The 12,670-nt window shown below is 41.1% G+C and carries 8 protein-coding genes; 7 read left to right on the top strand and 1 reads right to left on the bottom strand.

Annotated elements, in window-relative coordinates:
- Window positions 1–135 precede the first annotated feature (135 nt).
- The gene (locus tag FXV77_RS19775) at window positions 136–3,171 is read left to right on the top strand and encodes a SusC/RagA family TonB-linked outer membrane protein (RefSeq protein ID WP_148920970.1); all 3,036 of its coding nucleotides are present in this window, start codon (window positions 136–138) and stop codon (window positions 3,169–3,171) included.
- A 111-nt stretch (window positions 3,172–3,282) separates the two neighbouring features.
- Complete coding sequence (locus FXV77_RS19770) at window positions 3,283–4,710, top strand: RagB/SusD family nutrient uptake outer membrane protein (RefSeq protein ID WP_148920969.1); 1,428 nt, start codon at window positions 3,283–3,285, stop codon at window positions 4,708–4,710.
- Between the two features lie 63 nt (window positions 4,711–4,773).
- On the opposite strand, the gene FXV77_RS19765 is transcribed toward FXV77_RS19770, so the two are convergent.
- Window positions 4,774–5,664 (bottom strand): AraC family transcriptional regulator, encoded by an 891-nt coding sequence (locus FXV77_RS19765; protein ID WP_148920968.1) that lies wholly within the window; start codon window positions 5,662–5,664, stop codon window positions 4,774–4,776.
- A 274-nt stretch (window positions 5,665–5,938) separates the two neighbouring features.
- Here FXV77_RS19765 and FXV77_RS19760 point away from each other — a divergent pair, with 274 nt between their 5' ends.
- From FXV77_RS19760 to FXV77_RS19740, 5 genes are all read left to right on the top strand, one after another.
- Window positions 5,939–7,153, top strand: a complete 1,215-nt coding sequence (locus FXV77_RS19760; RefSeq protein ID WP_148920967.1) for a serine hydrolase domain-containing protein — start codon at window positions 5,939–5,941, stop codon at window positions 7,151–7,153.
- A 45-nt stretch (window positions 7,154–7,198) separates the two neighbouring features.
- On the top strand, window positions 7,199–8,359 hold the full coding sequence (locus tag FXV77_RS19755; RefSeq protein ID WP_148920966.1) for a dipeptidase: 1,161 nt from the start codon (window positions 7,199–7,201) through the stop codon (window positions 8,357–8,359).
- Between the two features lie 18 nt (window positions 8,360–8,377).
- Window positions 8,378–10,030 (top strand): serine hydrolase domain-containing protein, encoded by a 1,653-nt coding sequence (locus FXV77_RS19750; protein WP_148920965.1) that lies wholly within the window; start codon window positions 8,378–8,380, stop codon window positions 10,028–10,030.
- 166 nt (window positions 10,031–10,196) lie between these two features.
- Window positions 10,197–11,414 carry an enolase C-terminal domain-like protein gene (locus FXV77_RS19745; RefSeq protein ID WP_148920964.1) on the top strand — a complete coding sequence of 406 codons (1,218 nt, stop codon included), beginning with the start codon at window positions 10,197–10,199 and terminating at the stop codon, window positions 11,412–11,414.
- Between the two features lie 131 nt (window positions 11,415–11,545).
- Complete coding sequence (locus FXV77_RS19740; protein WP_148920963.1) at window positions 11,546–12,631, top strand: hypothetical protein; 1,086 nt, start codon at window positions 11,546–11,548, stop codon at window positions 12,629–12,631.
- Window positions 12,632–12,670 lie beyond the last annotated feature (39 nt).

Below are 12,670 nucleotides of genomic sequence, written 5' to 3'. Positions count from 1 at the left end.
GATGCATATCGGATAATTTTATTCTAATTGTATAGCATGCATATATTGTATTTTTGGTATTATCAATTTAGATAATCAACGAAAATATTTTTCATTGTGAAATTTATTTATGAAACCCTAAATACAGTAATTATTATGTTCAACAATCTGTTTTGTGAAAATGATGGGCCTTTCTACAGGCGATTTATTTTACTTTTAGCGGCCACTTTTTTGTTTTCAATCGCTTACGGACAGCAAGAAACCGTAACGGGTTTAGTGTCTAGCGAAAAAGAAAATTATCCTTTGCCCGGAGTAAACGTAAAGGTGAAAAATTCAGACGCCTCTGCAGTTACAGATGCCAACGGCAAGTTTTCTATACGAGCAAATAACGGTGATGTTCTTGTTTTTTCCCATACGGGCTATATATCAACGGAATATCAAGTTTCGGCAATGCCAGCTCAAATTAAACTTACGGAAGATATCACATCGCTTGCAGAAGTGGTCATTCAGGTACCTTATGGAAGTTCGTTGAAAACCTCTTTTACGGGCTCAGCGACGACAGTTAGATCTACGGAATTGGAAGGTAGGCCGCGGGCATCCTTTCAGGAAAGTTTACAAGGAAATGTCGCCGGATTACAAGGAGTGACCGGTACCGGCCAACCTGGGGCAAGCCCCAACGTACGTATTAGGGGAGTCGGATCTTTTAGCGCAGCAAGCTCTCCTTTATATGTGGTGGATGGAATTCCCATTGTGGATGGAGCGACGACAGTATTGGCATTTTCATCCAATACATTGGCGGGGATCAACTCCAACGATATCGAATCCGTCACCGTATTGAAAGATGCATCCGCAACTTCCATATATGGTTCAAGGGCTGCAAATGGTGTCATATTGATTACGACAAAATCAGGTGCGGCGGGAAGAACGAAAATAACAGCAACAGGACAGCAGGGATATTCTCAAATAGCGCTAACAGACAAAAATAAACCTTTAAGTACAGCAGAGATGTCGGAACTATTGATAGAAGGGGTGATCAACAGTGAAACCGGGGCACTTGCATCCATAAATACAGCCGAAGCAGCCTATGCCTATTTGATCGAACAGGGCCTAAAGCCGGATATAAATACAGATTGGTATGATGTCATCACCCAAAAAGGAAATTTTCAACAGTATGATGTATCGGCCTCCGGAGGAACAGATAAAACGACATTTTATGCAGGAGGCGGATATTATAAACAGGAAGCGGTAACCAAAGGACAGGGTTATGAACGCATGACCGCTCGTATGCGAATGAAAAATACCGCTAGCGAACGTCTATCGTTCAACATCGGTATGGCACCAGCTTATCAGAAACTAAATACAATAGGCAATGCCGGCGCAGGCGCCAATCCTATACGTTCTTTGAACCGTTTGGTGCCCTGGGTAGCACCTTATAATCCAGATGGCTCTTATTCAGGCATTCTTTATAACCCTGAATTGCTGAGAAACGAAAATAAATATGACACCCGATTATATTCCATATTGGGAGATGCGGGGGCAGAACTTAAAATATGGAAAGGAATATCTGCTGAAAGCAAAGTATCTATAGATATGAACTATACAGACGATTATCGATATTGGAGTTCACTTTGGATAGATGGAGCTGGGGCGAACGGAAGGGGAGCAAATTATAATACTACTATTGTGAACTGGAATGTGACCAACTTGCTCAAATATAGGGAGCAATTTAATGATTTCGGTCTAGAGGCCGTACTCGGGCAGGAGGCACAAAAGATAACAACTAAAAGAGTAAGTACCCAAGCCGATAATTATGCGGCGCAAGGTTTGTACAGCTTGTCCAGTGCTTCCACTCCCTTTGTCGCGTGGAGTGATTTCAGTGAATCTTCATTGGCGTCCTACTTCCTGAATACCAGCCTGAACTACAAACAGAAATATTACCTAAATCTTACCGGACGTAGAGACGGTTCTTCGAGGTTTGGAGCAAATGTACGCTATGGTAATTTTGGCTCTGTGGGTATCGCATGGAATATGCATGAAGAGGACTTTATGAAAAACCTTTCCTTTATCAACGAATTGAAACTGCGTTCAAGTTATGGTGTGAACGGGAACCAAGGATTTGAAAACTACGGTGTTTTGGGGGCTTATTCCACAGGAGGCGTCTATGCAGGAAGTCCTGCGTACGTAATCTCCCAAATGCAAAACGATAACCTCACTTGGGAGAAAAACAAACCTTTTGATATTGGTTTTGATGTATCCGTTCTGGATAATAGGCTGTCTGCGACATTTGATTATTATAAACGAACTACAACAGATTTGCTTATGAGTGCTCCGATTTCCTATACAAATGGAGTAGGATCTTTGAATCAAAATATCGGTTCCATTGAAAACTCAGGAATAGAATTAACCATTAATTCGCAGAACATTAAATCTGGTGATTCCAAAGGATTTAACTGGAGTACGAGTTTCAATATATCGACAATGAAAAATGTCATTAAGAAACTGAATGGTGTCGAAAACATGTTAAGCGGGAATTTCAATCGAGAAATAGGAGGAGATTTTTATGAATTCTATTTAGTTGGCTGGGCTGGTGTTGAACCGGAAACTGGACAAGGACTGTGGTATACAGATGAAACAAGGTCAGCGACAACGACTGTATACACAGAGGCTGCCCCTTTTAATCAGGGAAGTGCCTTGCCCGATTTTTTTGGAGGATTGACCAATACCTTTGATTACAAGAATTTCTCTCTTTCGTTTATGTTGTATTTCAATGTGGGTAATAAAGTTTACGATAGTTGGGGAACATATAATTCCAGTGACGGAAGTGGCGGTATTGGCGACTATGCAGCTATAGCGCGGGTAGATTACGAAAATAGATGGAGACAGCCCGGCGATAGAGCTTTATCGCCCAAGATTGTATATGCTGGTACACAAACAGGGCTATCGTCACAATCTTCAACGAGATTTTTGTATGACGGAACATATGTACGTTTACGAGATGTCACATTATCTTATACCATCCCCGATAATAGATTTTTGAGTAAAGCCCAAGTATATTTCAGAGCGAACAATTTGTTTACTTATGTGAAAGACGATCTTTTGCGCAGCGATCCGGAAACGTATGTAGGAGGTGTTTTAAATCAAAATATACCGAATCCAAGACAGTTGCTTTTAGGAGTTAACATCAATTTCTAACCGATTGAAACCTGCATAAATTGCCAGAAACAAAAGGATATGAATAGTTTATGCAAGCTTCATCACCTTTAAAGAACAATTTATTCTGATGAAAATTAAAAAATAGAGTATATGAAAATCTTAAGCACATATTTACGGACATTTCTTTTGGCTATGGTGTTCTTAGGCACTTCCTGTAGCAGTAGTTTTTTGGAACTTAAGAATCCACAGGCTTTACCATTGAGAGGAACCATCAAAGATTTAGCTACGCTGACTACCGCTTCTGAGGGTGTGTATGCACAGTTTAAAGGAACGGATTATTACAACCGTACCTTTATCCTTTTGCCAGATCTTTTGGGGGATAATGTTTTCATCAGCCGATCAAATACGGGCAAATATTTGGACCATGATATCTTTGCCGTGACGAACGATAATGGCTATGTACTTGGAGCCTGGGCAGCTATGTATCGGGTGATCGTCAATGCCAATATGGCTATATCCGAGGGAGAGGCACTTGCTGCGAGTGATAATGCTACCAAACAAATTATCGGTGAGTTGTATGCTGCTAGGGCATTGGCGTATTTCGACTTGGTGCGGATGTTTGCTCAACCCTATAATTTTACTGCAGACGCCTCCCACTTAGGTGTTCCCATCGTAACGGAGCCCAACTTCGAAATTATCAGTCCGCCACGGTCAACTGTTAAGGAAGTGTATGATCAGATAATTAGCGATTTACAACACGCATTATCCTTGTTGAATACCGCTCAGAAGCCAGCTCATTTTACACCTACGGCAGCCAATGCGCTACTAGCAAAAGTATACCTGTATACAGCGGATTGGTCAAATGCTGAAAAGTATGCAACAGATGCTATCTCCGGTCCATACAGTTTATTGACGACAACAAACTACGTTGGTAGCTGGAATGCTAATTTTAGCGTAGAATCTTTACTTGAAATCGCCAATTTGGCAACAGACAATGCAGGAGTCAATTCAATAAGCTACCTGTATGAACAGGCTGGATATGGTGAAGCCTTGGCTACGGCCGATCTATATGAAACGTATACAGCTACAGATATAAGGAGGCAATTGATAAATGTAGGAGTAAGAAACGTTACTTTTGAAAACCCCGCGTATTTCGTTAAAAAATACCCAAAAGGCGGAAGCACAAATGATGACAATATTAAAGTGTTAAGACTTTCTGAAGTTTATCTCATCCGGGCAGAAGCAAGGGCCGAACTGGGAAAAACAGATGCTAGTAAGAACGCATTAGCACAACAAGATCTGAACATGATTGTACAACGGGCGGATACCGAAGCAGAGGAGGTGACATTGACGGGAGATGCCTTGGTAGAACGTATTCTATTGGAGAGAAGAAAAGAACTTGCTTTTGAAGGAAATCGCTTCTTTGATCTGACCAGAAGAAAAAAAGACGTGAACCATATACGTTCTCTAGAAGAGGTTGTTTATACTTATCCAAACGAAAAGTTTGTTATGCCTATACCTATTGCAGAAACTAATGCAAATGATAATATCATCCAGAATCCTGGTTGGACCCAATAGGTTTATTTGTTTGTTGAGATTAGTTAATTTTTGGCCCACAGTTCATGCTGTGGGTTAAAAATTTTATGCGTATCGGTTACCTTGGGTAAGTCCGGCATTTTGTTGAGGGTTATTAAAATTAAAATATTCGATATATTCACTTGGGGTCATGTTCATGATTTTTCGAAAAACCCGATTAAAGGTAATGGTATTCTCAAACCCCGTTTCATAGGCAATGTTGCCTATGTTTCTGCTCTTGCCTTCTACTAGTTTTTTACAGGCCTCTGAAATACGGACTTCATTTAAGAAATTGAAATACGTTTTGCGTGCGTGTTTCTTAAAATACTTGCAAAAAGCATGTGGTGTCATACAAGCAATAGAAGCAATCTCATTAAGCGTTATGTTTTTGTTGTAGTATTGTAATGTGTGCGTATAAATGGCTCCCAAACGTTCGGTCACGTCAAAAGTATAGTTATATGAACCCGAAGCCAACGGTTTCCAGTTCGCTATTTTCGAACAAAAATATAAAAGGTCGATAAACTGTAATAGCCGTTCAATACCATTTGAAGCTTTCAGGTCATCGAGCCTACCAGCGATTTCCTTCGTGTATCGTTGAGGAACTTTCAGCCCGTTGATTGTCAAATTAAGGAAAGGCAAGATAGCTTCCATCTCACCGCAAAAGCCATTCATGTTGATTAATTTTTCAGGGTCGAAGTAAAGGCAAGATATGTAAATACGATCTTGTAAGTCATTGGCGGGTTTGAAAAAATGAGGTTGGTCTGCTCCGATGAAATATATATCCCCAGGCTTAAACTGATTCGGGTGGTCACCAATAATTGCAGTTCCTTCTCCTTCCAGTATGCAAGAAATCTGTAATTCCTTATGGCAATGTAAATAATCGGCTGCAGTTATGTTCCGTATGACGACCGATTGCTCCTGAAGCCCGTTGTTTATAAACTGATTGATTACTTTCATATGATGTTAGTTTAAATAATGGGAAGTATAGTAATACTTTCTGACGTGCTTAGTTTGTCATTTTAGGTAAATATAATAAATTATTGTGCCGCTTGGATGTTTTTTTTGATAAATATTAGCTTTTCTAAGTCATATCGAGTTGTATTTTGTCCGGGAAACAGGGGTTTAATGGATAATATTTGATGCAATAAGAACAATATGACTAATTGTGTAGATTTTTATATGCACTAAATTTGAATATATAAAGAAATTTATGCTATAAAAGGTGAAATACATGAAATATAGAGTTATGATGAAGTTTTTGTTGCGGTACAGTATGGTTATGTCAATAGCTGTATGGAGCGGGGTCTTGTACACCGGGTGTGGAAAAGACAGTCCTGATCCGATATTACCGCCCGTGGTTGTAGATCCTCCTGGCCCTCCGTCTTCCGATGTCAATATACCGGAAGTAGATAACGACATAACGAGCTTCATGGCTAAATATAATGTCCCAGGCATATCCATCGCGATTACGCGGTATGGAAAGCTCGTATACGCAAAAAGGTATGGATTTGCTGATAAGGAAGCCGGAGAGGCGGTGAATACGAACCATCGATTCCGTTTGGCCAGCCTTAGCAAATGGTTTACTTCAGCTGCTATCATGAAGTTGATTGAGCAAGGTAAATTGGGCTTTAATGATAAGGTGTTTGGCGAAGGAGCTATTTTGGAGGAAATGTATGGGTCACAACCTTATGGTGCTTACGTTCGGGATATTACGGTCGAGCAATTATTACATCATACTGCAGGTGGATGGGGGAACTCCAGTGCAGATCCTATGTTTGCTGAACGAACGCTGAATGTTTATGACCTTATTAGTTGGACACTCGATAATCGTCCGCTTTTAAATTCTCCGGGAACTAAGTTTGATTATTCCAACATGGGTTTTTCTATTTTATGTAGAGTGATAGAAAAAGTGAGCGGAGAGACCTACACCGAATTTGTTAAAGAAAATATTCTGGAACCTAGTGGTATAACCAACATGACTATAGGTTCTTCGACACTTTCGGGCAGAAAGACCAACGAAGTGAAATATTACGGACTGGCCAATGCCAACCCTTATGGCTATGGGGACGGCGTGATAGAGCGATTGGATGGGGTTGGAGGATGGATTGCTTCCCCGACGGATCTGATGCGTTTTCTGGTCAGGGTAGATGGTTTTCCTACAGTAGAGGACATATTGAACACAGCAACATTGAACATTATGGCATCACAGACGCCGGCGAGTAACTATGCTTGTGGTTTTATTGTGAGTGGCACGGGCAATTGGTATCACGGAGGAACACTTACCGGAACACGAAATTGGATGGTGCGTACAACAACCGGATTCTGCTGGGTCATATTGATCAATACCAGTGCAACTAACAGCGCGTTTAATACGGATTTGGATAAGCTGATATGGCCCGCGGTTAACAATTCGGCCACTCAGTGGCCAGATCATGACCTGTTTTAACCTATTGCTGTTCATAAATTAATATCAACCTTTATAGGTGTATATATGCTAAACACAGAAAGTACAAATTCTAGTTTGGAGGGAGAATGCTATGACTTGCATTTTAGTTCAATAGTCGCGGACGCGCATAATGATGTGATCGGTTCACATACGATGAAAGGAAGGGATATAGCGCAGTATGTCAAAGAAGCACAGACGGATCTTATCAGATTAAAAGAGGGGGGAGTAAAACTGCAGATATTTTCAATATTCTGCAACCACAAGTATGGAAAAGGCACAGCGTTTAAGTATGCGAACGCCATGATTAATGCGCTGGATGAATTGGTGCAGACAAACTGTAATAAGATTTCTCTTGCCAAGAGTGTAGTAGAAATTCGGCAGATTGTCGGGGAAGGAAAGATTGCCGCTTTGTTTGGGGTGGAAGGCGGTCATATGATAGAGAATAATTTAGACTATTTGTACGCATTAGCCGAGAGAGGTATGAAATATTTAACCATTACCTGGAATAATAGTACGGAATGGGCTACTTCGGCAGCAGATGAAGCAAAATCTACTTTTGATAAAACTCGGAAAGGATTAAGCCTTGAGGGACGTAGATATATCCGCGAGCTCAATAAGTTGGGCGTGATAGCTGATCTTTCGCATGCAGGCGAACAGACTTTTTATGATGTGTTGGAAGAAAGTGCAAAACCAGTACTCGCCTCGCACAGCAATTGTTATACATTGGCACCGCACAACCGTAATCTGAAAGATGATCAGCTAAAGGCCATAGCACAAAATGGCGGCGTCATTGGTATCAATTTTTATTCTGGATTTATAGATTCCGACTATCAATTGCGCTTAGATAACCTGCTAATTAAACACAGCGAGTTGGTAAAAGATATTTCGCCACATCATCAACATGATAAAATATACGTATCACGAGACCTTTTTACACGTATTTCAAAGGAAGAGGTCGATTCGATAAGACCACCGTTGACGAAGCTGATTGATCATCTGGATTATATCGTAAATATGGCGGGGATAGACCATGTTTGTATAGGGAGTGATTTTGATGGTGCAGAATCTTTTTCTAGCGGCATGGATGATGTAAGTTGTTATCCCTTGATTACCAAGGAACTGCTGAGCCGAGGTTACACACACGTCGATATAAAAAAAATATTGGGCGAAAACCTATTGCGGATATTGGCACAAAACGAAGTTTAACATTAAAACATAACGCATATGAATCGTACATTAGTAGGAATGAAACAAATGATTCTGTGGATCATGCTAATCGGATCCGTCACTTATACCGATAAAACGTCTGCGCAAACCGCAAAAAACCTGCAGGTAATAGCGATGTTGGATAGTCTACTGCAGCAATATAACGATAATACACCTGGTTTTGTGATCAATGTCGTAAAAGACGGCCTACAGGTATATAGCAACGCAACAGGCATGGCAGACTTGGAACGAGGGAGTTATCTAGACACGGAGAGTATATTTGAGGTCGCGTCTGTATCCAAGCAGTTTACAGCGACAGCCGTGTTATTACTAGTCGCAGAAGGAAAAATATCACTGGATGACGACGTGCGTAGGTATGTGCCGCGTCTGCCGGACTATGGCAAGAAAATTACCGTTAGTAACCTGCTGACACATACCAGTGGATTACGAGATTGGCGAAACGTGACCTACCTTACAGACTATGTAAACTATACGCGGGTATACAATCAGGAGGATGCCCTCAACATTATATGCAATCAGCAGAAACTCAATTTTGAACCGGGTTATAAATATTCCTATAGTAATTCCAATTATGATCTCCTTGCACTCATCGTAGAACAAGTAAGCGGACAGCCTTTCATAGATTTCGCAACCGAAAGATTGTTGAAGCCGGCAGGTATGACTCATTCTACTTGGAGGAACGACCACAGAACGGTCATTAAAAATAGGGCGTTGAGCTATATAGGTGCAAAAGGAAGTTACAAATTGTTAAGCCCGATGGACAATACGGCGGGAGCTGCGGGTTTACTTTCTACTGCAACAGACCTACAAAAATGGAATATCTTCTGGAAAAATAAGGGCTTCGGCGATGCGGTAGCAGAATTAAGAGTGCAACAGGGAGTACTTAACAACGGGCGGAAGATCAATTATGCGCTGGGAGGTGTTAATGTTTTCGATCGCGATGGGCTGAAGCTGATTACCCATGGAGGTCTTCTCACAGCATATCGTACCCTCGTGTCTTATTATCCAGAACTTGATTTAAGTATTACATATTGTGCGAATACGCGCGAAATCATTGCTCCGGAACTAGTAAATAAAATATTGGAAATCTACCGCCCGACGGCCAAAGAACAGCTAAAATTTACATCGCTTAGCAAGGAAGGTATGCAGAAAAGGACAGGTGTTTACAAAAACCCGGAGGCACAGCAAGTCTTTACGGTCGAATTACGTAATGACACGACACTGGCTTTTAAAGGTGGGAGCATTCTGAGAGCTGTATCGGATACGGAAATGCGAGCTGCTGATGAGATCTACGACTTCCTTGATGACAACAGTGTACGCGTGGCAGATGAGGATGGGCATGTCGTCTACAAAAAAGTGAACGCATATACACCCGCTGAAAAAGAGCTGGCAACATTTGTCGGGAAATATCAAAGCAACGATGCAAATGTTGGAATTTCCATTGAAATAAATGAAGGAAGTTTACGCTATACACGTAACGGATACGAGTGGATGGTGCTCAAGCCATCGTATCAGGATGATCGTATAAAAGCTTTTTCCACGATAGATAACGGACTTTTTACTTTGTTAGAGTTTGATACCAACAACAAAATGGATCTTGTTATAAGTTTACCAAGAGCGCTGGGTATCGCTTTTAGAAAGCAAGAATAGCTTGCCCGATTTGATTGCTGTCTGCAAGACCCATTTATAATACGTGCGCGAGTGGTTTATTTATATAATTAAATTTTATGTATTTTTATCAGTCTTAACGGATCGAAAATCTTAGTAGATGATGTTAAGCTTATGATTGTACGGTTATAAACGAAATAAACCCAATATGAAAAGAAGAACATTTTTACATGCGTTCCATGTCGGTGTTGCCTCCATTGCCCTTTTTAATGGCAAAAGTCATGCGAGGCACTTCACATCACTTTTAGATAGAACCGAAGATGATAAGACGTTGGCTTACCATCGGATACAGGATATCAAATTTTCAACCGTACAGTTGAACTATCCACGTCTGGTCGGAAAAAACGCTCGCCTCGATCTGCATGGTTACGGACCAAACATAGAAATAGTCTGTTTGGTGACTGACAAGGGGGCTATGGGATGGGCTTCTTTACGGGGGGCGAAGCGTGACGCTGAAAAGGTTATGGGTGAACTCGTTGGCAAAAAAATCTCGGAGTTGTTTGCCGTTAAGATGGGCACGTTGCAGGATCGGCATATTCCGTTCGATATGGCGCTTCATGACCTGGCTGGCGTAATTTTACAAAAACCGGTATATGCTTTATTGGGGAAAGATAAACCGTTTATCACAGACTACTATAGTGGTATGATCTATTTCGATGATCTGGAACCAGCCGACAAACCGGCAGGAATCGACCGTATATTGGAAGAGTGCCGTTATGACTATAATGTAGGATATAGGCAGTTCAAGCTGAAAATAGGTCGGGGACATAAATGGATGCCTTATAAGGAGGGGTTACAGCGTGATATTGATGTCACAAAGGCGGTGGCGCAGGCTTTTCCTGATTGTGACATTCTAGTCGACGGCAATAACGGATTTACTTCCGACCAGTTTATTGACTATCTGAAAGGCATTGCCGGTGTTAAACTGTTTTGGATAGAAGAACCTTTTCATGAAACCATTGCAGACTATCAAAAATTGCGCAATTTTATAAAGAGCGAAGACATCAAAACCTTATTGGCGGATGGCGAAGCAGATCCCGATCAGCAATTTTTAAGAGAACTGATTCAGAAGGACCTATTGGATGTGCACCTCACGGATATAGAAGGACTTGGATTTACCAATTGGCGAAGATTGATGCCAGAACTCAAAAAGTTAGGCGCGCAGGCTTCACCACATGCATGGGGTTCACTCCTTAAGACTAATTATACTGCGCATCTGGCTGGAGGGTTAGGTAATACTGTCACGATCGAAGGCGTCACCAGCTCTTCGGATGAAGTAGATCTTTCTGGTTACATTATCAAAGACGGTAAATTAATTCCCCCATCGGCGCCAGGTTTTGGTATGTCGTTGTTGAAGAAAATATAAAAAGTAGTATCACGTAGATACTTTGTATATGATGGTTTTTCTTGTGTCGAACAAATTACTTTATACTTTTGCTGACATATAAAACCGACTTTTTGCAGCGTAAATCTGTCGGTTTATAAAAATGTTAGAAAATGGGCAAGAGATTTATTATTGTAATGTATTGTATACTTGGTATCGCTATTGTTTTTCATTCCTGTAAGAAAGACGATGATGATAAAGACGAAGTGGAAGAGCGTCAGATAGTAGACTGGGGAGATGTCTATTTTATTGGATTTTCCTTGGAAAACAATACAGGAATACCTAGCTACTATAGAAATAATAAAGCTTTTCCTTTGGAACTCGGCACAGGTGTGCAAGTTAACCCTGCGGATATTACAGTAGCATCAGGCAATGTATATGTTATCGGTACCGAAAATAGAGATCAACCCGGTTCTGATCACGTAACAAAAGCGGTATTATGGAAGAACGGTAAACGGTCGGAGCTGCGTACTCCCGAAACAACATACGAAGAGGCAACCGCTGTATTCGTCAGTGGGGAGGATGTTTATGTGACGGGTTCATATTTCCTTGCAGACGGCGAGAAAAGGATAGGTGTTGTTTGGAAAAATGGAGACATATTGATGGCCACCGACGGGAAAGAATCTACTACTTTTGCGGATATTTTTGTGTCCGGCGATGATGTGTATACCGTCGGTCATGAGAATACACAAGGGGGTATCGTATCCAAGTATTGGAAAAACGGAAAAGCGGTTACACTATCCACGGCGGACATTACTACCTACGCCAAGAGTATAGTAGTTGATGGGGCGGATATATACGTATTGGGATATGTAGATAACTTATCGACAGTAGGTAGAAGTCTCACATTATGGAAAAATGGAAAAGCAGATAAGCTGATTAGTGGCCGGTCTGTGATTAGGGGAGGGAAGGTAGTGATTGAAAATGGAGATGTTTATGCCTGTGGTTATGAGCAGGTAGGCAGTAAATACGAGCCGAGGTTTTTTAAAAACGGTGTGAAGCAACCTCTGGATGATTACAATAATGGACATACGTATGCTATCGATCTTCAGATAAGTGAAGGCAATGCGCTTGTACTGGGAAACATGGATTCCGAGCTAAGTCGAAAATCCATATTGTGGGTTAATGGGGGAATAGTTAATCTCCATGGACTGGAAAACGAGGTTGACATGATAGCATTCGATATAGCAACATTTTAGAACTCTTTGTATAAAAAATGCAATATAAGAGTATACGAA

It is taken from the genome of Sphingobacterium phlebotomi, assembly GCF_008180195.1.
Classification (GTDB): domain Bacteria; phylum Bacteroidota; class Bacteroidia; order Sphingobacteriales; family Sphingobacteriaceae; genus Sphingobacterium; species Sphingobacterium phlebotomi.
Note: the sequence above shows the minus strand (reverse complement) of the source record. Positions and strands in the feature narration are given on the sequence as shown.